Origin of the sequence: Paraburkholderia sp. MM5482-R2 (assembly GCF_050436125.1) — a bacterium.
Taxonomy (GTDB): domain Bacteria; phylum Pseudomonadota; class Gammaproteobacteria; order Burkholderiales; family Burkholderiaceae; genus Paraburkholderia; species Paraburkholderia tuberum.
This window is the reverse complement of record NZ_JBNDLP010000002.1, coordinates 3425204-3445257: the sequence shown is the minus strand read 5'-3', so window position 1 is coordinate 3445257 and position 20054 is coordinate 3425204. Positions and strand designations below refer to the sequence as shown.

The 20054-nt window shown below is 66.1% G+C and carries 14 protein-coding genes, 1 other RNA gene and 1 pseudogene; 7 read left to right on the top strand and 9 right to left on the bottom strand.

Annotation, left to right across the window (positions count from 1 at the left end; translation table 11 throughout):
* The first annotated feature begins 178 nt into the window (after window positions 1-178).
* From OKW37_RS18655 to OKW37_RS18645, 3 genes are all read left to right on the top strand, one after another.
* The gene (locus OKW37_RS18655; protein ID WP_429404811.1) at window positions 179-1936 is read left to right on the top strand and encodes a cation:proton antiporter; all 1758 of its coding nucleotides are present in this window, start codon (window positions 179-181) and stop codon (window positions 1934-1936) included.
* Window positions 1937-2064: 128 nt separating this feature from the next.
* Complete coding sequence (locus tag OKW37_RS18650) at window positions 2065-3516, top strand: gamma-glutamyl-gamma-aminobutyrate hydrolase family protein (RefSeq protein ID WP_429404813.1); 1452 nt, start codon at window positions 2065-2067, stop codon at window positions 3514-3516.
* A gap of 345 nt (window positions 3517-3861) precedes the next feature.
* A complete protein-coding gene (locus tag OKW37_RS18645) occupies window positions 3862-4575 on the top strand; it encodes a DUF2968 domain-containing protein (RefSeq protein ID WP_429404815.1) in 714 nt (237 codons plus the stop codon).
* A 9-nt stretch (window positions 4576-4584) separates the two neighbouring features.
* Here OKW37_RS18645 and OKW37_RS18640 read toward each other — a convergent pair whose 3' ends face one another.
* Both OKW37_RS18640 and OKW37_RS18635 read right to left on the bottom strand, forming a co-directional pair.
* Window positions 4585-5610 (bottom strand): hypothetical protein, encoded by a 1026-nt coding sequence (locus tag OKW37_RS18640; RefSeq protein WP_429404817.1) that lies wholly within the window; start codon window positions 5608-5610, stop codon window positions 4585-4587.
* A gap of 201 nt (window positions 5611-5811) precedes the next feature.
* Window positions 5812-6336, bottom strand: coding sequence for a GNAT family N-acetyltransferase (locus tag OKW37_RS18635; protein ID WP_018421404.1), 525 nt, complete (start codon window positions 6334-6336; stop codon window positions 5812-5814).
* 322 nt (window positions 6337-6658) lie between these two features.
* On the opposite strand from OKW37_RS18635, the gene OKW37_RS18630 reads away from it, so the two are divergent.
* Window positions 6659-7960, top strand: coding sequence for an MFS transporter (locus tag OKW37_RS18630; RefSeq protein ID WP_184061321.1), 1302 nt, complete (start codon window positions 6659-6661; stop codon window positions 7958-7960).
* 74 nt (window positions 7961-8034) lie between these two features.
* Here OKW37_RS18630 and OKW37_RS18625 read toward each other — a convergent pair whose 3' ends face one another.
* On the bottom strand, window positions 8035-9882 hold the full coding sequence (locus tag OKW37_RS18625; RefSeq protein WP_429404819.1) for a tetratricopeptide repeat protein: 1848 nt from the start codon (window positions 9880-9882) through the stop codon (window positions 8035-8037).
* A 231-nt stretch (window positions 9883-10113) separates the two neighbouring features.
* Between OKW37_RS18625 and OKW37_RS18620 the strand changes: the two genes are divergently transcribed.
* Window positions 10114-11838 carry an FAD-dependent monooxygenase gene (locus tag OKW37_RS18620; protein ID WP_429404821.1) on the top strand — a complete coding sequence of 575 codons (1725 nt, stop codon included), beginning with the start codon at window positions 10114-10116 and terminating at the stop codon, window positions 11836-11838.
* An 86-nt stretch (window positions 11839-11924) separates the two neighbouring features.
* Here the strand turns inward: OKW37_RS18620 and OKW37_RS18615 are convergent, their stop codons facing one another.
* From OKW37_RS18615 to OKW37_RS18600, 4 genes and pseudogenes are all read right to left on the bottom strand, one after another.
* On the bottom strand, window positions 11925-12185 hold the full coding sequence (locus OKW37_RS18615; protein WP_184027626.1) for a formate dehydrogenase subunit delta: 261 nt from the start codon (window positions 12183-12185) through the stop codon (window positions 11925-11927).
* Between the two features lie 8 nt (window positions 12186-12193).
* Window positions 12194-15178, bottom strand: coding sequence for a formate dehydrogenase subunit alpha (fdhF, locus tag OKW37_RS18610; RefSeq protein ID WP_429404823.1), 2985 nt, complete (start codon window positions 15176-15178; stop codon window positions 12194-12196).
* Window positions 15179-15193: 15 nt separating this feature from the next.
* Window positions 15194-16770: pseudogene (locus OKW37_RS18605) on the bottom strand (formate dehydrogenase beta subunit).
* Complete coding sequence (locus OKW37_RS18600) at window positions 16767-17252, bottom strand: NAD(P)H-dependent oxidoreductase subunit E (RefSeq protein WP_184011028.1); 486 nt, start codon at window positions 17250-17252, stop codon at window positions 16767-16769. The pseudogene OKW37_RS18605 and the gene OKW37_RS18600 overlap by 4 nt, the downstream one beginning before the upstream one ends.
* Window positions 17253-17385: 133 nt before the next feature.
* Here OKW37_RS18600 and OKW37_RS18595 point away from each other — a divergent pair, with 133 nt between their 5' ends.
* Complete coding sequence (locus OKW37_RS18595; protein ID WP_429404827.1) at window positions 17386-18465, top strand: substrate-binding domain-containing protein; 1080 nt, start codon at window positions 17386-17388, stop codon at window positions 18463-18465.
* 130 nt (window positions 18466-18595) lie between these two features.
* Entirely contained in the window at window positions 18596-18862 is a 267-nt protein-coding gene (locus OKW37_RS18590) for a hypothetical protein (protein ID WP_018421395.1), read from the top strand.
* 115 nt (window positions 18863-18977) lie between these two features.
* On the opposite strand, the gene OKW37_RS18585 is transcribed toward OKW37_RS18590, so the two are convergent.
* Together OKW37_RS18585 and ssrA are read right to left on the bottom strand one after the other, a co-directional pair.
* Complete coding sequence (locus tag OKW37_RS18585; RefSeq protein WP_429404829.1) at window positions 18978-19346, bottom strand: COG4315 family predicted lipoprotein; 369 nt, start codon at window positions 19344-19346, stop codon at window positions 18978-18980.
* A gap of 232 nt (window positions 19347-19578) precedes the next feature.
* Window positions 19579-19948: a transfer-messenger RNA gene (ssrA, locus tag OKW37_RS18580) on the bottom strand.
* Window positions 19949-20054 lie beyond the last annotated feature (106 nt).

Here is a 20054-nt window from a genome sequence, read left to right as displayed (position 1 = left end):
GCATGAGCGAGGCAGTGCGGAGCCAAAGGGAAAGGTCCGTCCGCATTGTAGAGCAAGGTTTTGCGGCCGAGCGGCCTGCTACTGGCGGCGCGGCGCGGCGCGCGACTTCGCCAAAAAGATGGCGGGTTCGTTTGCTACACTGCGCTTTCTGAGATTACTGTTTGTAAGGAAGGCGCTCATGCACCATGGCATCGGCTTCATCCAGGATCTGGCCGTCGTGATGGCGCTGGCCGGCGTCGTCACCGTGCTGTTCCATCGCCTGAAGCAGCCGGTGGTGCTCGGCTATATCGCGGCCGGCGTGATCATCGGACCGTACACGCCGCCGTTCCAATTGATCCACGACGAACAGACGATCCAGACGCTCGGCGAGCTGGGCGTCGTGTTCCTGATGTTTTCGCTGGGCCTCGAATTCAGCCTGCGCAAGCTGTTCGAGGTCGGCGCGACGGCGATCGTCGCCGCGCTGTCCGAAATCGTGCTGATGCTGTGGATCGGCTACGAGATCGGCAGCGCGTTCGGCTGGACTCCGATGGACTCGCTGTTCCTCGGCGCGATCCTCGCGATCTCGTCGACGACGATCATCGTGAAGGCGCTGTCCGATCTCGGACTCAAACGCGAAAGCTTCGCGCAGCTCGTGTTCGGCATTCTGATCGTCGAGGACATTCTCGGTATCGCGATGCTCGTGCTGCTGACCGGCATCGCGCAGACCGGGCAGCTGTCGGCCGGGCTCGCGGCCGTCACGCTCGGCAAGCTGCTGCTGTTCATGACGGTGTCGCTGCTGGTCGGCGTGCTGCTCGTGCCGCGCGCGCTGAACTACGTCGCGCGCACGGGCAGCGACGAGATGATGCTCGTGTCCGTGCTCGGCTTCTGCTTCGGCTTCTGTCTGCTGGTCGTCAAGCTCGATTACAGCATCGCGCTCGGCGCGTTCCTGATCGGCGCGATCATGGCCGAGTCGCGTCATCTGCATCGGATCGAGCATCTGATCGCGCCGCTGCGCGACGCGTTTTCCGCGATCTTCTTCGTGACGATCGGACTGATGCTGAACCCGGCCGTGATGCTCGACTACGCGTGGCCGATCGCCGTCATCACGCTCGCGGTGATCGTCGGCAAGATCGTGTCGTGCGGGCTCGGCACGTTTCTGTCGGGGCAGGACGCGCGCACCTCGATGCGCGTCGGCATGACCGTGTCGCAGATCGGCGAGTTCTCGTTCATCATCGCGACGCTCGGTCTGACGTTGAAGGTGACGAGCGGGTTTCTGTATCCGATCGCGGTCGCCGTGTCGGCATTGACGACGCTGACGACGCCATATCTGATCCGCGTCGCCGATCCGCTCACGCGCCGCATCGGGCAGGCGATGCCCGCCACGTTGTCCAACGTGTTCGGCATGTACGGGCAATGGCTGCGCAGTTTGGTCACGGCGCGCGGCGAGCCGACGCTCATCAGCATGACGCGGCGGATCGTATTGCAGATCGCGGTGAATCTCGCGCTCGTCGTGGCCATTTTCCTCGCCGTGTCGTATAGCGCGCCGCATAGCGGCCGGCTGCTCGCGCACTGGCTCGACGACGAGCCGCTGCAACGCGTCGTGCAGTGGAGCGTCGCGCTCGTCGTTTCGCTGCCGTTTCTCGTGGCCGTGTATCGCAAGACCAAGTCGCTCGCGCTGCTGCTTGCCGAAGTCGGCGTGCAGCCGACCACCGCGGGACGCTTCACGAGCGCGCTGCGTCACGCGATCGCCGATCTCGTGCCGATCGTGTCGATGATCGGCGTGTTTGTGCTGGTGGCGGCGCTGTCGGGCAGCATCCTGCCGCCGACTGGCCTGCTCGTCGCCGTGCTCGTGTGCGCCGCGCTGCTGCTCGCGCTCGTGTGGCGCTGGTGCGTGAAGATTCATGCGTCGATGCAGATCGCGTTGCGGGAAACCTTCGAAGAGCGGCCGGATCCTTGACTCATCGGGGTCGGTGTAACGCTTCGCAACAATGTGAGCAATTGTGTGCGGGTTTGCGGGGCCTGCAGCACTGACGGATAATCAGGGCATATTCATTCGTTCGCGTGTAAGGCGCCCGTCCGACAGTCATGAGCGAAAACAAACCCGAAAACGCCGGCACGACCGGCAGTCCGCAGCCGGCCTCCCCCGCGCCGAGCAGCGCGCCGGCCGAACCGGCCGCCTCGCTTCCTCCGTCGCGTGAAGATGCCACCCAGTCGGCCGCCAAAGACACGAGCCCGACGGCCGAGGAGGCGACCGCGAGGTCGTCGACCGACGATCCGCTCAGCGCATCGTCGGTCACGCCCGAAGATCCGCGCACGGCGCGGCTGCGCGACGCGGCCGAGGCGCGCAGCGCCGCCGCCGAATCGACCGCGCGGCAGGAAGCCAAGGTGCACGAGCGCGAAGCGCAGCGCGCTGGTACGTACGCCGGCGGCGCGACCATGGTGAAACCCGAGCCGCTCGCGAAACCGACGGTGGCCGCCGGCGAGCCGCGCGCGGCTGGCGGCAGCGCCGCGGACCTCGCCACCGAAGACGAAATCGCCAGCGAGGCAGCCGCCGCACCCGCGGCGCGTGCGCCCGGCTCGCCGCCGCCCGGTTTCGGCGCGGCACCCGATTTCAGCGCCACGAACCCGCCGCCACCCAACGCGCTGCCGCCGTCGCCACCGCGTTATCTGAAGCAGAGCGACTCCGCGTGGAGCGTGTTCGGCCGCATCATCGCGGCGCGCGCGCGGCAGCTGTTCGATCGCGCGGGGCAGCGGATCACGCAGCGCACGCTGCGCATCGGCGTGTCGGCGCGCATCTTCCATCCGGAACCGGGCGCGAAGGGCTTGCGCGGCAAGACGCTGCAGTATCTGGAGGAGTCGGTCGCGCACTGGGTGATGTCGCGCGACGTGCTGGTGTTCATGATCCCGACCGTTGGTCATCAGGGCATGCTGCACCCGAGCAACATCCGCCTGCGCGACTATGCGAAGCATCTCGATGGCCTGCTGCTGCAAGGCGGCGCCGACGTGTCGCCGCAGACGTATGCGGAATCGGCGACCAGCCACGAATGGCCCGGTGACCGCGTGCGCGACATGTACGAGCTCGAACTGCTGCACGAGTTCGTCGAATCGGGCAAGCCGGTGCTCGGCGTGTGCCGCGGCTGTCAGCTGATCAATGTCGCGTTCGGCGGCACGCTATATCAGGACATCGCGACCGAAGTGCCCACCGCGAACGTCCACGTCAACGAAAACTACGATCAGCACCGGCACGGCGTGCATTTTCCGGATGGCTCGACGCTGGTGAACATGTTCCCCGGACGGCGCGACGCGATCGTCAACTCGATCCACCATCAGGCGGTAAAGACGCTGGGCCGCGATCTGAATATCGAGGCGGTGTCGGCGTCGGACGGCATCATCGAGGCCGTGCGCTACCGGCGCGCGCCGTTCGTGATGGGCGTGCAGTGGCACCCGGAGTTTCATCGCGCGGGCGGCCCGGAGCTGCTCGATTGCACGCCGTTGCTCGATACGTTCCTGCGGGTCGCGCGGGAGACGCGGTTTTAAGCAAGGCGGGTTTGCGTTGGCGCGGCGTGCGCGGTCGAGGTTGAGTCCGCGGCGTGGTTGCGCATCGGTCCCGCGCTTTCGCTGTTTTCCGCAGCCCGACGGAGCCATTCCATCCATCTGACGCACTGTCACGTTATGTGGCAGTGCGTTTTCTTCTCTCGAAATAATCAGGAGTGCGAGCTGGGTGGCGTCTTTATTTTGCGACTGTGATTTTGGATGGAGTGGTTCGCTGCGCCAACCGTCTATCTCGATTTCGAGCGTGTCCATACAGTGCCCACGAGCTTCGCGTCGCGATAAATCCGCGCGATAATCCAACGTCATTCTCGATCGGCGTGGAGCAGGCATATGAAGTACTCCTTGGTTATCCGGCGCGCTATGTTGCTCGCCGGTGTCTATGCGTTGTGGCATACGGGTGTTGCGGTGGCTCAGCAGGACAGCGTGAGCGCGCCGCTGGCGGGCACGCGGCCGGCTCCAGGGGAGTTGGCGCCGCGAGAGGCTGGCCCCCAGTCCGTCGCTGAGCCCGAGGTGTCCGCGAATACCCCCGCCGCCGCGCGCGGCGACGTCGCCGATTTGATCCAGTTGATCCAGGACGCGAACCTCAGCGAACTGCGCACGACCTACAACGGCAGCTATGGTGCGAGCCTGTTCTTCCATCCGCCGCGGATGACGTACTACGTCGCGTTGTTTCAGAACAAGCATTTCTGGCGCGTGATCAGGAGCGATTCGGCAGAGCGCGCGGAAGCGATCTACGCCGGTTTCGCGCAGCAGACGCAGCAACTCGCGGACGTCGAGATTCATCGCACGCGGTTGCAGGCGCAGAATGCGTATCTGCAGGGCAGCATCGCGATATCGCAGCAGCAGGCGCAACGGCTGCAGACCGATCTCGACGTCGCCCGCACGCAGCAGGCGAAGGTCGACGACCGGCAGCGGCAGACGCGCGACGAGGCGCTCGCGCTGCGCGCGGAGCGCGACAACGCGCAGGCGCAATTGCGTCAGCTTCAGAGCGCGGTCACGCGCTTGCAGCAGCAGACGGAAGCGGGTTTGCCTGCGTCGAAGTAACGGCGGCGCTCATTGCGCGAATTGTTCCGGGATTTCGGTGACGCGACGCTGCGATATGTGGTTCATCCACTCGGTGCTATTTACCGGCAGATTGTTCGACACGGTGGAGCGCGGCAGCGGCGCGACGTCGCGCAAAGACATCATGGCGAACGTCGTTACATCAGCGTATCCGTCTTCGCCGAACCGGGTACGAACGCGCGCTTCATGCGATGGGTCATTCGCGGCAGGGCGATTTACCGGAAGCGGATGCGTTTGCACGCGAAGCGCACGACGCGGAGGCGACGAGCGAATCGCGTCACGCGGGGTGGGCGCATGTCGCGTGGCGGTGCCCTGAGGCAAAGCCACGATGCGCGCGGGTGCGGCGGCGGCCACGTCGACAGGTAATGGCGGAAGGACAGGAGCCGGTGTGACGGCCTCCGCAATCACCGGTGCCTCGGGACTCGCAACCAGATGCTGCGCACGACGCTTTTCTACCGGCGCCGGCGCATCGCGACGGGGCATCAGAGCTTGCGCCGATTTCAGCATGTCGGAGGCCATATGCCGCGGCGCCAGAGGCTGATCGACGATCCACCACGCCAGCACCGCGACGCAGCCGATTACGACGGCACTCGCCGCGACCGTTCGCCGATGCCGCACAGTGCGCCGCTGCGCGATTCGCGGCGAGCGGGCCTTGAGCGCGATTCGCATTGGACCCTGAGGCACCTTCCGTTGCATAGCGGGATGCGCCGCCGTCGCGGTATTCGACGGTTCCCCGGCAGGCTGCGTGGCGTTCGCGACGGGCGTCTCTGCCGGCCGCTTCATGTCAGTTAGCACGCCGGTCAGCACGCCGTCGATCGACACCCACTGCCCATACGACAGCAACTGCTGTTCTCTGACGCACACGGTGCGCAGCAGCGCGGCATACAGCGAATCGAGCCCGGTTCGCCAGGACAGCAACGCCCAGTCGCGGCCGAACGGTTCGGGCAGGTGGTCGAGCGTACGGAGAGGGGGAAGCGCGAATGCGCCTTCAATCAGGATGAGCGGCGTGCTGGTCATCGGTTTCTTCCGGTGTCTCGGACAGGCTCACCGGTGGGGCAGTGACAAAATCTGTAGGGGGCCGATGAAGCCATCGGCAACAGAAAATCATGCCTCGAAACTACGTCGTCCACCGTTCAGATGACTCCGAAAAACAGGGACGCGGCCGGCGCGCGCCGTCCCCGCGACGCCACGCGCTTCACGCACGCTCAACCACGGCGTTCAAGCCTTCAACCGGTACACGTAGCGCAACGCGGTGATATCCACGCCGCCCATCTGATCGGGCTCCGCGCCGACCAACTGCCAGCCGTGTCGCTCGTAAAAGCCGATCGCCGCCGTATTGCCCTCGAGCACGTACAGATACAGCTGTGCCTCGCCTTGCGCGCGCGTCCAGTCTACGGCTGCGTGCATCAATGTTTTGCCGACGCCGATGCCCTGATAACCGGGCAGCGCATGCAGGTTGTCGAGCAGCACGCCCCACGCGGACTCGGGCTGGCGCTCGACACACACGAAGCCGGCCGGCTCGCCGGCCAACTCGGCGATCAGCACGATGCGGCGCTCGCCGCCCGGCGCGCCGAGACGTGCTTCCCAATAGGCGGCGCGTTCGCGCGTGACTTCGCCGTCGAGGAACGCGTCGGGCAACAGACCGCGATAGGTCGCCTGCCAACTGGCGCTGTGGATCGACGCAATCAGCGCGGCGTCCTCGAGCGTGGCGGGGCGCAGGGAAAGAGCAGGGGTGGTTCGCATCGGCGTAATCGACTGAATGGCCTCGCGCGGACAGTCTGCGGCCGCCCGCGGGTGTCGCGCGTAAGCAAACTGTATGCGTTTCGCGTCGACCCTATCAGCAGTAACATTACGTGGCATCAGCCCGGCATCGAGCTCAGCGTTTACCCTCATATCGAATGAGCGCCGTGAGCAGCAAAATGCGGCGCCCCCGGGCGCACTTGCTTATACCTGTGCGTCCGCCTGCGGCATCCGCTTGCCAAACGCAGTGGATCGTTCCAACTGCCCGCTCGTCACCGTCCGCGTCGATCCGTCCGACAGGGCGACGGGCTTATCCGAGAGTGTCATGTCTACAGCGACCCACGCCGCTTCCACCACCCAAGAATCCAAGGTCAAGACAGTGTTCCGCGTTGTCAGCGGCAACTTTCTTGAAATGTACGACTTCATGGTCTATGGCTACTACGCTTCCGCGATCGCCAAGACCTACTTTCCTGGCGGCAGCGATTTCGCATCGCTGATGCTGTCGCTGTCCGTGTTCGGCGCGGGCTTCCTGATGCGTCCGCTCGGCGCGATCGTGCTCGGCGCCTACATCGACCATCACGGCCGTCGCAAAGGCCTGATCCTCACACTGAGCCTGATGGCGCTCGGCACGCTGACGGTCGCGACGATACCGGGCTACGCGACCATCGGGCTCGTGGCGCCCGTGCTGGTGCTGCTCGGCCGGCTGCTGCAAGGCTTCTCCGCCGGCGCTGAGCTCGGCGGCGTGTCGGTGTATCTGTCGGAGATCGCGACGAAGGGCAACAAGGGCTTCTATTGCTCGTGGCAGTCGGGCAGCCAGCAGGTCGCGGTGGTATTCGCCGCGCTGATCGGCGTGGGGCTCAACAAGATTCTGCCCGCCGACCAGATGTTCGCGTGGGGCTGGCGCGTGCCGTTCCTGATCGGCTGTCTGATCGTGCCGTTCCTGTTCATCATCCGCCGCTCGCTGCAGGAAACCGAGGAGTTCACGGCGCGCAAGCATCGTCCGAGCGTGGGCGAGATCCTGAAGTCGATGCTCGCGAACTACCCGATCGTGCTGGGCGGCATGGGCATGGTCGTCATGACGACCGTGTCGTTCTACATGATCACCGCTTACACGCCGACCTTCGGCAGGGAAGTGCTGAAGCTGTCGGCGATCGACGCGCTCGTCGTCACCGTCTGCGTCGGTATCTCGAATCTGATCTGGCTGCCGTTGTCCGGCGCGTTGTCGGACCGCGTCGGCCGCCGTCCGGTGCTGCTCGCGTTCACGATCCTGACGATCCTCACCGCGTATCCGGCGCTGCAATGGCTCGTCGCCGAACCGTCGTTCGCGCGTCTGCTCGCCGTGCAGCTGTGGTTGTCGTTCCTGTACGGCTGCTACAACGGCGCGATGGTCGTCGCGCTGACCGAAGTGATGCCGGTCGAAGTGCGAACCGCTGGCTTCTCGCTCGCGTACAGTCTCGCGACGACGATCGGCGGCTTCACGCCGGCCATCGCCACGCTGCTGATCCACGTGACCAGCAACAAGGCGGCGCCGGGCCTGGTCCTCGGCGTGGCGGCAATCTGCGGTCTGCTCGCGACGCTGTTCCTGTATCGCACGCCGGAGTCACGCAATCAGTATCGGGCGGCCTGACGGTTCACTTCGTGTTCTGAAAACAAAAGACCCCGCGCTAGCGGGGTCTTTTGTTTGCGGCGCGTGGTCTGTGGCTACCCGTGCCGCAATTCGCTAGCGACCACCTCGACGACTTCATCCCACGCGCCCGGCCGCGGCTGACGCACGAGCGTCGCGCCGGGATACCACGGGCTGGGCGTGTCGCCGTCGAACCAGCGCCAGTCGGCGGCGCACGGCAGCATCAGCCACAGCGGCTTGCGCAGCGCGCCCGCGAGGTGCGCGATCGACGTGTCGATCGACACCACCGCGTCGAGCCGCTCGACGATCGCCGCGGTATCCGCGAAGTCGCCGATGCGGTGGTCGAAGCGATGGATCGCGGCCGCGCGCGGATGCGCGTCGAGCGCCGCGCGGTCGTCCTCGGACAGATCGGGCTGCAACACGATCCAGTCGATGCCATCCAGTGCAAACAGCGGCTCCAGCGCGGCGAGCGGCATCGTGCGGGTTTCGTTGCGCTGGATGCGCCCCGACCATGCGAGCCCGATCTTGCGCTTCGCCTGACCGCCGAGCGAGCCGCGCCATTTGCGGCCATAGGCCGGCGGCACGCTCAGATAGGGCGTGCGCGCGTCAATCGTGTCGTAGCGCGTGCCGAGCGCTAGCGGCAGGCTCAAGAGCGGAATCTGCAGATCGGCGGCGGGGCGCGGCTGGCCCTGCGCGATCAGCGAGACACGCCATGCCTGCGCGACGGGCGCGAAGAGCGGCACCAACTGCGGCTGCACTTCCAGCACGACGCGCGCGGCGCGAAGCGCTGCGAGCGGTACGAAGCGCACGAACTGCAGCGTGTCGCCGAAACCCTGTTCGGCATGGATCAGCAGCGTGTATTTTTCGATCGACTCGCCGTGCCAGCGCGGCAACGTCTGGATCACCGGTTGCGCGACGGTTTGCAAGCGCCATTCGTATTCGGGCAGCCCGCGCTCGAAGTCGCGCATCGCGAGCCACGCGAGCGCACGGTTCATATGCGCGGACGCGAGATCCGGGCGCAGCCGCAACGCCTGATCGAGCGCGCGCACCGCGGCCGCGTGCGCGCCGAGCGCCTGGTGCGCGGTGCCGAGCGCAAGCCACGCGAGCGCGAATTGCGGATCGAGCCCGACCGCGCGCTCCAGATACGGCAGCGCCTGTTCGGCACGGCCGAGCGCCGCGAGCGCGTTGCCCATGCCATAGATCGCCGGCGGCAGGTTCGGCTGCAGACGCAGCGCCGCTTCAAATGACGCGACTGCCCGCGCATGGCGGCCGGTCGCATCGAACGTATTCGCGAGATTGAAGTGCGCGGCGACGAAGCGCGGCTCGGCGGCGAGCGCGGCCTCGAAGCAGGGCACCGCCTCGTTCGGTCGATCGAGCGCGTTCAGCGACATGCCCATGTTGTTCAGCGCGCCCGCGTGACCGGGGCGCAGCTCGAGCGCGCGCCGGAACGACGCGATCGCGTCCGCGTGACGGCCGAGCGCGTGCAGCGCGTTGCCGAGATTGTTGTGCGACGACGCGTCGTTCGGCTGCAGGCGCAGCGAACGTTCGAACGCATCGGCGGCGTCTTCGTGACGGCCTTGCGACGCGTACGCGTTGCCGAGGTTGTAGTGCGCCATCGGGAAGCTCGGCGCGAGCGTCAGCGCGTTGCGGAACTGCTCGATCGCGGCGTCGATCTGGCCGAGCGCCCTCAGCGCATTGCCGAGGTTCAGCTGCAGCGCCGCGTCTTCGGGGCGCAGATCGACCGCGCGCCGCACCAGCGCCGCGGCTTCGGCGTGCTGGCCCTGCTGGTGGCGCAGCACGCCGAGCAGATGCAGCGCGTCGACGTGGCTGGGGTCGTGGTCGAGCGTGGCGCGGTAGCCGCGTTCGGCGTCGTCGAGGCGGCCGTCACGATGCGCCGCGAACGCGCGGTCAAATACAGGTTGCATGACGGGGAGGGCATTTGGATCAATCAGACTGAGGGCGCATTTTCCCATACTTGCGCAAGCGGCCCGGATTTGCGCGGAGCGTGAGTTCATGGGCAACGACGGATGGACCCCCCGCGCGACCCGTCTTGCCGACGCGCGATTGATGCAGCGCACCCGTGTGCGCAAGAGCGGCGGCGTACACTAGGGTCTGTTTACATATGGAACGCACGTGCGTTGCCTCCGGAGTTCCGCATGGACGCTGCCGCCTACGACGCGTCGCCGGTGCTGATCGTCGGGGCCGGTCCCACCGGACTTGCCGCAGCGATGAGTCTCGCGCGCGCCCACGTCCCCGTGCGCCTGATCGACAAGGCGCCGCAGCCGAACCCTTACTCGCGCGCGATCGGCATTCAGGCACGTACGCTCGAACTGCTCGAGCAGCATCGGCTGGTCGAACCGTTTCTCGAGCTCGGCCATCGCGCGCGCGTGGCGAATCTGTTTTCGAACGGCATGCGGCTTGCGCAGCTCGATTTCGACCCGTTGCACACGCGCTATCCCTATCTGCTGTTTCTCGACCAGTCGGTGACCGAGCGGCTCCTGACCGAGCATCTGGCGACGCTCGGCGTGAAGGTCGAGCGCGGCGTCGAGCTCGTGGCGTTCATGCAAGGCTCCGCGAGCGTTCAGGCGACCTTGCGCCGCGCGGACGGCCGCACGGAAGCCATGCGCCCGTCGTATCTGATCGCGGCCGATGGCGCGCACAGTTCGATTCGCCATCGCCTCGACCTGAACTTCGAGGGCAAGACCTTCGACCAGACCTTTCTGCTCGCCGACCTGCACGCCGAAACCGACTGGCCCGACGACGAGTTCCATATCTTCGCGTCGGGCGACGGTCTCGTCGCGCTGTTTCCGATGGGCCACGGCCGCCATCGTCTGATCGCCGATCATGCGGTCGAGCCGTCCGGCAGCGCCGCGCCGCCGGCCCCCGCGGTGCTCGGCGAGCCGCCGCTGGAGCGGGCGCCGGCGCCGTCGCTCGAACAATGCAAGGCGCTGATCGCGCGACGCGTGCGCGAGCGCGTCGACGTGTCGGATCTGGCGTGGTCGGCGTACTTCCACGTGAACAGCCGGATGGTCGATCGGCTGCGCGTGGGCCGCATCTTCCTCGCCGGCGATGCCGCGCACGTACACAGCCCCGCGGCCGCACAAGGCATGAACACCGGCATCCAGGAAGCGCTCAATCTCGGCTGGAAGCTCGCGCGCGTGATCGGCGGCGCGGCGCCGGATCGCCTGCTCGACACGTATCACGCCGAGCGACATCCGATCGAGCGCGAGGTGCTGCGGCAGACCGGTTTCATCACGCAGATGGCCGAGGCCGATCACGGACCAATGAAGCTGCTGCGCGAGCGCGTGATGCCGGTGCTGGCCGCGTTCGGTCCGCTGCGCGATGCCGCACGCGCGACGATCAGCGAGCTGTCGATCCAGTACCGGCGCAGTCCGCTGACGCTCGAACGCGTGCTCGACGGCGGCCCGCGCGCGGGCGAGCGCGCACCCGATGCGCTCGTGCACGTCGTCGACGGTCCGCTGGGACGCGCGCCGGGCGTCGGCTGCATTTTCGATCTGCACGATCCGGCGTTCTTCTCGCTGTTTCTGCTGTTGCCGCCGCTGCCCGTCGATGGCACGCCGCTCGATCCCGCCGCCAAACATGCACCGCCGCCGGACCCCGAAGTAGAAAAGCTCGCCGCCGAGGTCGAGCGGCTGCTGCCGAACGCGGTGCGAATCTGGCGCGTCACCGATACGAGCGGCGACGGCGGCCCGGCGTTGTCCGAATCGTATGGGCGCACGCGGCCGTCGTTTTATCTGGTGCGGCCCGACGGCTACATCAGCGCGCGCGGACGCACCGGCTCGGACCTGCACGGTCTCGTACGGCACTGCGAAGCGTGGTTTACGGTTGGGGGAGAGATATCGGAACAGGCGACGTTGTGATTGGCGCCGCCCGTTGCGTGGCATGGGCACGCACGCGGCAGCGGATCGCGCCACCGCGCCTGGTTGATTGGGGAAACCGCCCGAGCCTAAGCCGCCGGCGCCTGGGCCGGCGCCGGCGTCAACTTCTCGCGATACCTGACGATCGCCTCGCGCGTGAAGTCCGATAGCGCGATGTCATACGTGTCCGGCGCTTCGTCGAGCGTCGCGAGCAGCGCGCGCCGCATGCGCGGCTCCCAGAAGCGGCGGATGTGTTCGGCGACGCCGGTCAGCGCTTCCTCGTGGTCGGGCATCGACTCGAAGAAGTCGCCGATCCGGTTCGCCATGTCGATCAGATTCCGATTGTCCATGGCTCGCCTCACTTGCCCGCGGTGACGGCCGCAGCCGCATTGGCCAGCTCGCGCTGCTTCAGCAGTTCGAGCTGTTCGCTATTGAAGCGCGAATAGTCCTTCTGCCATTGCGACGGCTGCTCGACCGGCATGACCTGCACCGCGGTCACCTTGTATTCGGGGCAGTTGGTCGCCCAGTCGGAGCTGTCGGTCGTGATCACGTTCGCGCCCGATTCGGGGAAGTGGAACGTCGTATAGACGACGCCCGGCTGCATCCGCTCCGTCACCTTCGCGCGCAACACGGTCTGCCCCGCGCGCGATTCGATGCCGACCCAGGCGCCGGTTTTGATGCCGCGTTCCTCGGCATCGTGCGGATGCAGTTCGAGCCGGTCTTCGTCATGCCAGCGCGAGTTCTCGGTGCGGCGCGTCTGCGCGCCGACGTTGTACTGCGACAGAATGCGCCCGGTCGTCAGCAGCAACGGATACTTGCGCGTGACCTTCTCCGGCGATGCGATGAACTTCGTGATCACGAACCTGCCCTTGCCGCGCACGAAGGTGTCGACGTGCATCGTCGGCGTGCCGTCGGGCGCGTCCTCGTTGCATGGCCACTGGATGCTGCCCATTTCGTCGATCTTCTGGTACGACACGCCGTGGAAGGTCGGTGTGAGCCGCGCGATTTCGTCCATGATCTCGGACGGATGCGTGTAGTCCATCTCGTAGCCGAGCGCGCGCGACAGCAGCAGCGTGACTTCCCAGTCCGCGTAGCCGGCGAGCGGCGGCATCACCTTGCGCACGCGCGAGATGCGGCGCTCGGCATTGGTGAACGTGCCGTCCTTTTCGAGGAACGACGAGCCGGGCAGCAGCACGTGTGCATACTTGGCGGTCTCGTTCAGGAAGATGTCCTGCACGACGATGCATTCCATCGACGACAGCGCCGCCGCCACATGATGCGTGTTCGGGTCCGACTGCACGATGTCCTCGCCCTGGCAGTACAGACCTTTGAAACTGCCGTGCAGCGCGGCGTCGAACATGTTCGGAATGCGCAGGCCAGGTTCCGGTTGCAGTGTGACGGCCCAGGCGTTTTCGAACTGCGTGCGCACGAGCGGATCGCCGATGTGACGATAGCCGGGCAGCTCGTGCGGGAACGAGCCCATGTCGCACGAACCCTGCACGTTGTTCTGGCCGCGCAGCGGATTCACGCCGACACCTTCGCGGCCGATGTTGCCGGTCGCCATCGCCAGGTTCGCGATGCCGATCACCATCGTCGAGCCTTGCGCGTGTTCGGTGACGCCGAGGCCGTAGTAGATCGCGGCGTTGCCGGCGCTCGCGTAGATGCGCGCGGCTTCGCGTACCTGTTGCGCGGGCACGCCGGTCGCCGCTTCGGTCGCTTCCGGCGAGTTCTCCGGCAGCGCGACGAAATCGCGCCACTGTTCGAACGCGCGGGTTTCACAGCGCTCGGCCACAAACGCTGCGTCGAGCAGGCCTTCGGTGACGATCACGTGCGCGAGCGCGTTGACGATCGCGACGTTGGTGCCGGGCCGCAATTGCAGATGGTGCGACGCCTTCACGTGCGGCGTATCGACGATATCGATCCGGCGCGGATCGACGACGATCAGCTTCGCGCCCTCGCGCACGCGTCGCTTCAGACGCGAGGCGAACACCGGGTGGCCATCGGTCGGATTCGCGCCGATCACCATGATGACGTCGGCCTTATCGACCGATGCGAACGTCTGCGTGCCAGCCGATTCGCCGAGCGTCGTCTTCAGACCATAGCCGGTCGGCGAGTGGCACACGCGCGCGCAGGTGTCGACGTTGTTGTTGCCGAACGCGGCGCGCACGAGCTTCTGCACGAGGTAGGTTTCCTCGTTCGTACAGCGCGACGACGTGATGCCGCCGATCGAATCGCGCCCATGCTTCGCCTGGATGCGACGGAATTCGGATGCCGCGTATGAGATCGCTTCGTCCCAGCTGACTTCGCGCCACGGGTCGGTGATCTTCGCGCGGATCATCGGCTTTTTGATGCGGTCCTTGTGCGTCGCGTAGCCCCACGCGAAGCGGCCCTTCACGCATGCATGGCCTTCGTTGGCCTGGCCGTTCTTGTGCGGCACCATCCGCACGACCTGGTTGCCCTTCATCTCTGCCTTGAACGAGCAGCCGACGCCGCAATAGGCACAGGTGGTGACGACCGAGTGCTCGGGCTGGCCGAGCATCACGACGGACTTTTCCTGCAAGGTCGCGGTCGGGCACGCGGCCACGCAGGCGCCGCACGACACGCACTCCGATTCCATGAACGGCTGGTTCTCGCTGGCCGCGACGCGAGATTCGAAGCCGCGTCCGGTGATCGTCAGCGCGTACGTGCCCTGGGTTTCCTCGCACGCGCGCACGCAGCGATTGCAGACGATGCACTTCGCCGGGTCGTACGTGAAGTACGGATTCGATTCGTCCTTCTGGTCCTTCAGATGATTCGCGCCGTCGAAGCCGTAGCGCACTTCGCGCAGGCCGGTCACGCCCGCCATGTCCTGCAGTTCGCAGTCGCCGTTGGCGGGGCAGGTCAGGCAATCGAGCGGATGGTCGGAGATGTACAGCTCCATCACGTTGCGACGCAGCGACTGCAGACGGTCGGTCTGCGTGCGCACCTTCATGCCGGCTTCGACCGGCGTCGTGCACGAGGCCGGATAGCCGCGCCGTCCTTCGATTTCGACGAGACACAGGCGGCATGAGCCGAACGGTTCGAGCGAATCGGTCGCACACAGCTTCGGCACGTTGACGCCAGCTTCAGCCGCCGCGCGCATCACCGACGTGCCCGCCGGTACGGTCACCGCCTGGCCGTCGATTTCGAGCGTCACGTCGACGTCCGAGTGGCGGGCGGGGGTGCCGTAGTCGGTGTCGTCGGCGAACGCGTTGGCGGCGCGTGCCTGGGCTTGCGACTTGCACGCGCAGTTGCCTGAGCCGCAGCCGCCCCCCAGGGGGACTTCCTTCGGGGCGCCGGCAGGGGAGTTGAACTGGTCGGACATGGTGAACTCCTGGAGTCAGGCCGCGGCCGCTTTGGTGGCGTGGTCGGCAGTGGGATCGGCGGCGAGACCGAAGTCTTCAGGGAAATGATCGAGCGCGGACAGCACCGGATACGGCGTCATGCCGCCCATCGCGCACAGCGAGCCGGCTACCATCGTGTCGCACAGATCGCGCAGCAATTGCACCTGACGCGTCGACGTGTCGCCGCTGCGAATCCGCGCGATCACCTCGACGCCGCGCGTCGAGCCGATCCGGCACGGTGTGCATTTGCCGCACGATTCGAGCGCGCAGAAGTGCATCGCGTATTGCGCGAGCTCGGCGAGGTTCGAGGTGTCGTCATGCACGACGAGACCGCCGTGGCCGATCACCGCGCCGACTGCCGCATACGCCTCGTAGTCCATCGGAATGTCCCACTGGCTTGGCGGCAGATAGGTGCCGAGCGGACCGCCGACCTGCACCGCGCGCGCCGGCCGGCCGCTCGCGGTGCCGCCGCCGAAGTCGTCGAGCAGTTGGCGCAAGGTCACGCCGAACGCGAGTTCGACGAGGCCGCCTCGCTTGATGTTGCCGGCCAGTTGGAACGGCAGCGTGCCACGCGAGCGGCCCATGCCGAAGTCTTTATAGAACGCGGCGCCGCGCGCGAAGATGATCGGCACGGTGGCGAGCGTGATCGCGTTGTTGATCACGGTGGGCTGGCCATAGAGACCCACGAGTGCGGGCACCGGCGGCTTTGCGCGGACGATGCCGCGCTTGCCTTCGAGCGATTCCAGCATCGCGGTTTCCTCGCCGCACACATACGAGCCCGCGCCTTTCGCGACGAACAGCTCGAAACGCTGCCCGCTCGAGAGCACGCTGTCGCCGAGCCAGCCGGCTGTGCGCGCACGGGCGATGGCAGCTTCGAGCGTCGCGATCGAGTGCGGGTATTCGCTGCGCACATAGATGTAGCCGACGGTCGCGCCGGTCACGACGCCGGCGATGATCATGCCTTCGATGAGCACGTACGGATCGCTTTCCATCACGAGACGATCGGAGAAGGTGCCGGAATCGCCTTCGTCGGCATTGCAGACGACGTACTTCTGCGCGCGGCTTTCGCGCCGCGCACCGTTCGCCACTTGATGCCGGCCGGGAAGGCCGCGCCGCCGCGGCCGCGCAGACCGGATTCGATCAGCGCTTCGCAGGCGGCATCGCCGTCGGTTTGCAGGGCGTTGCGTAGGCCTTCGAGGCCGCCGTGCGTGACGTAATCGTCGATGGACAGCGGGTCGGTGATGCCGATCCGCGCGAAGGTCAGGCGCTGCTGCTTCTTCAGATACGGAATCTCGTCGACCACGCCGACGCGCCGCGCATGCTCGCCGCCGTCGACGAAGCCCGCGGCGAACAACGCGGCGACGTCTTCCACGTCGACATTCGCATAGCCGATGCGGCCTTCGGGCGTCGCAACTTCGACGAGCGGTTCGAGCCACAGCAACCCGCGCGAACCGTTGCGGATCAGTTCGATCGCAATGCCGCGGCGCGCGGCTTCGCTGGCGATGGCTTCGGCCAGCGCATCGGCGCCGAGCGCGAGCGCCGACGAATCTCGCGGAACATAGATGCGCGTCATGCCGGCACCTCCACGCATTTGCGGGCAGCGGCGAACAGCGCGTCGAATTTTTGCGGCGACACGCGCGCGTGCAGCGTGCCGTTGAGCATCATCGCCGGCGACAGCGCGCATTGGCCGAGGCAGTACACCGATTCGAGTTCCACCGTTGCGCCGTCATGGTGACCGGCGTCGAAGCGGCAACCGGTGTGCGCCTCGATGTGCTGGGCCAGCGCCTCGGTGCCCATGCTGCGGCACGCTTCGGCGCGGCACAGCTGCACCGTGACGGGCGCGGCCGGCGAGGTGCGAAAGTGATGGTAGTAAGTGATGACGCCGTGCACTTCCGCTCGCGACAGGTTCAGCGCGCGGGCGAGCGGTCCGACCGCCGCGGGTGGCACAAAGCCGAGTTCGTCCTGGATCGCGTGCAGGATCGTGATGAGTGTGCGGCCCGGCTGCGCGTGACGTTGCACGAGCTGATCCGGCGCCGTGGCGAGAGAATCGTCCAAAGGGGGCTCCTCCAAAGCGATATATGCACTTGTTATTCATAATACGCGCACGTATGCTTCGCTTATTCGACATGGTATAGCCGAAAGATAGGCGGGCCGACCGGCGCGCGCAATAGGAAACGGTCAAGCATATATGGTCAGGATCGAATGTCAGGTCGAGCTGGTGGTGAAGGGCGCGGACGGCCGCGAGGCCAGCCTGTCTGACGTGGTGCCGCTGCTCGCGCTCGTCGATGAATCTGGCAGCATTGCGCAGGCCGCGGCGCTTAAGGGTTTGTCCTATCGGCACGCATGGGGCTTGCTGCGCAGCATCGAGGAGCGGTTTGGTGGTCCTCTGATCGCGAAAGAGCGTGGGCGCGGCTCGGTGTTGTCCGAGCTCGGTCACGCGGTGCTGCGCGGGCAGCGGCTCTGCGGCGAGCGGCTCGACGGCAATTTGCAGGCGCTCGCGAGCGAAGTGGCGAGCGATCTGAACCGCTGGCTTGCGCCCCCCGCCGATGACGTGCGCATCCACGCGTCGCACGGTTACGCGGTGGCCGCGCTTGTTACGGCGCTGGTCGCCAACGATCTGCCGGTCGAGATCAAGTACCGCGACAGCGCCGAGGCGGTCAGTGCGCTCGCGCGCGGCGAGTGCGATCTGGCGGGCTTTCATCTGCCGCTCGGCGAGTTCCGCGCGGTGTGCGCCGATACCTACCGGCGCTGGCTCGATCCGCAACGCCATGTGCTCGTGCATCTGACCCGACGCAAGCAGGGTCTGTTCATCGGCAAGGGCAATCCGAAGCGGATCGGCGGGCTCGGCGATCTGGCGCGCGACGACATCCGTTTCGTCAACCGCCAGCCGGGCTCGGGTACGCGGATGCTGCTCGATCTCGCGCTGCGACAGGTCGGTGTGGACCCGGACCGCGTCAACGGCTATGCGTCGACCGAGCTGACGCACTCGGCGATCGCGGCGTTCGTCGCGAGCGGCATGGCGGACATAGGCTTCGGCGTCGAGCCGGCCGCGCATCATTTCGGGCTCGACTTCATTCCGATCGTCGACGAGGACTATTACTTCGCGTGCGATCGCGCGCACCTCTCTCGCGCGCCGCTCGCGACGGTGATCAACCTGTTGCGCGGCAGCGCGTTTCATCAACGCGTCGAGCAGCTCGCCGGCTACGATCCGTGCGACTGCGGCAGGCTCGTCGATCTGGACGAGGGGCTCGGCGGCGCGCTCGCGTAACGGCGGAGTAAGAGCCTGTAACCAGAAAAGCGGTGGCGCTCGGCGTGCGCGGCTGCGCAGCGCGCCGGTTTCGGCTACTCTCTTGGCTTCGTATCCGCCTCTACCGCGCGCCAAGCCGCGCTGAACCGACATGAAAGCTCTTCTCCATGCATGTGCCGCCGCTGCCGCGGCTGGTGTGCTCTGTGCCACCGTCTCCGTCGCTTACGCGCAAAATTCGCCTGGCGTGCCGGGTGGCATCCTGACCGACGAATTCCGCATTAACGAGCATCCGCAGATGCCATTCGCCGCGTCCGCCCCGTCGGACAAGTATCAGCACGGCCGACGTTCGCAAGCGCGCAAGCGCGGCGACATGGGAGACCCGAATGGCTGCAATCTGCAGTGCCCGAAAGACGAATAAGAATTGGCTCGGGCTTCGCTCGAGCTTCGAGGTTTGACGTAACGCCGGCCCTTGGGTCGGCGTTGTGCTTTGTGGCGGGGGCGATGGCGGCCCAGTTGCCGGCCGGAGTGGCTTCTTATGGCCTGGCGATGTGCCAGATTTCCTTGAAACCGTCCCCCTTTGCATCGCCCACCTGCTTGTCGGCCGCATAGTGATACAGCGGATGGTCCTTGTACGTCCATTGTTGCTTACCGTCTGCGCTCGGGATCAGCGTCCAGTCGCCAGACGGCTTGTCGGTCGGCGCCGCCGTGGCCGCCGGCCAGTTGCTCATGCAGCCGCCGGTGCAGGCGCTGACGCCGGGCGTGGTGTCCTTGTCGAACGTGTAGAGCGTCATGCCGTCAGCGGTGACGAAGCGGCCGTCGGATAGTTTGGGCGGATCGGCGAAGGCACCGGCGTGTAGCACGGCGAGTGCGAGCGGGGCCAGCAGAGCGATGGTCTTGCGCATGACGCAGGCTCCTGTTTTGGCGACGTGGTTGACGAGTGACGACTCGCTTCGAGCTACGAGTATAGGCAGCGGCCGCGGATTTACCGGGGCGTGTTGTGCGTCCCCGCTGAGTGAAGGGGAGACGTGTGGCCGGCCCGCAAAGCGTCGCGGACGGTGCCGAAAATAAAAAACCCCGGCAGCGTTACGCTACCGGGGTTTTTTGGGGCCGTTCATCGCGAACGTTCCAGGTATTTGGTGGAGGCGGCGGGAATCGAACCCGCGTCCAGAAGTCCTCTACGACCAGTTCTACATGTTTAGTTCTGTCTTTTGATTTAACCGCAGCGACGCGGACGAACACGCTGCGCTACGGCGATTCACTAAATTTTCGACCCGGACGTCGTGACGCCGCCAAGGCTTAACTGACGTATATGACCTCTGTCGGTATTGCTACCGGTCTTGCGACACTAGCCCGTCAGTGAACTAGGCAGAGGACGGCGGCCCTTAGGCTGCCAGTGCGAACGTATCGTCGTTTGCAGTTACGTTTTTCCCATTGATTAACGAGGTGACGGGTCCTCGACATGCCCTAGCCGCTTCGCAACCCCTGTCGAAACCAGGTCGCCCCCGCGGTTCGTTGCTCACATATGTGAGCCAACGGAGATTTTACAATAGATCGAGGGGCCGCGTCGTGCGTCTTTGGTGCCTGCTGAATGTGGTTAACAAGAGTGCGGG

Excerpts from the sequence above, each read along its gene's own strand:
- OKW37_RS18655 (WP_429404811.1), top strand. The coding sequence starts at position 179 with ATGCACCATGGCATCGGCTTCATCCAGGATCTGGCCGTCGTGATGGCG.
- OKW37_RS18650 (WP_429404813.1), top strand. The coding sequence starts at position 2,065 with ATGAGCGAAAACAAACCCGAAAACGCCGGCACGACCGGCAGTCCGCAG.
- OKW37_RS18645 (WP_429404815.1), top strand. The coding sequence starts at position 3,862 with ATGAAGTACTCCTTGGTTATCCGGCGCGCTATGTTGCTCGCCGGTGTC.
- OKW37_RS18640 (WP_429404817.1), bottom strand. The coding sequence starts at position 5,610 with ATGACCAGCACGCCGCTCATCCTGATTGAAGGCGCATTCGCGCTTCCC.
- OKW37_RS18635 (WP_018421404.1), bottom strand. The coding sequence starts at position 6,336 with ATGCGAACCACCCCTGCTCTTTCCCTGCGCCCCGCCACGCTCGAGGAC.
- OKW37_RS18630 (WP_184061321.1), top strand. The coding sequence starts at position 6,659 with ATGTCTACAGCGACCCACGCCGCTTCCACCACCCAAGAATCCAAGGTC.
- OKW37_RS18625 (WP_429404819.1), bottom strand. The coding sequence starts at position 9,882 with ATGCAACCTGTATTTGACCGCGCGTTCGCGGCGCATCGTGACGGCCGC.
- OKW37_RS18620 (WP_429404821.1), top strand. The coding sequence starts at position 10,114 with ATGGACGCTGCCGCCTACGACGCGTCGCCGGTGCTGATCGTCGGGGCC.
- OKW37_RS18615 (WP_184027626.1), bottom strand. The coding sequence starts at position 12,185 with ATGGACAATCGGAATCTGATCGACATGGCGAACCGGATCGGCGACTTC.
- fdhF (WP_429404823.1), bottom strand. The coding sequence starts at position 15,178 with ATGTCCGACCAGTTCAACTCCCCTGCCGGCGCCCCGAAGGAAGTCCCC.
- OKW37_RS18595 (WP_429404827.1), top strand. The coding sequence starts at position 17,386 with ATGGTCAGGATCGAATGTCAGGTCGAGCTGGTGGTGAAGGGCGCGGAC.
- OKW37_RS18590 (WP_018421395.1), top strand. The coding sequence starts at position 18,596 with ATGAAAGCTCTTCTCCATGCATGTGCCGCCGCTGCCGCGGCTGGTGTG.
- OKW37_RS18585 (WP_429404829.1), bottom strand. The coding sequence starts at position 19,346 with ATGCGCAAGACCATCGCTCTGCTGGCCCCGCTCGCACTCGCCGTGCTA.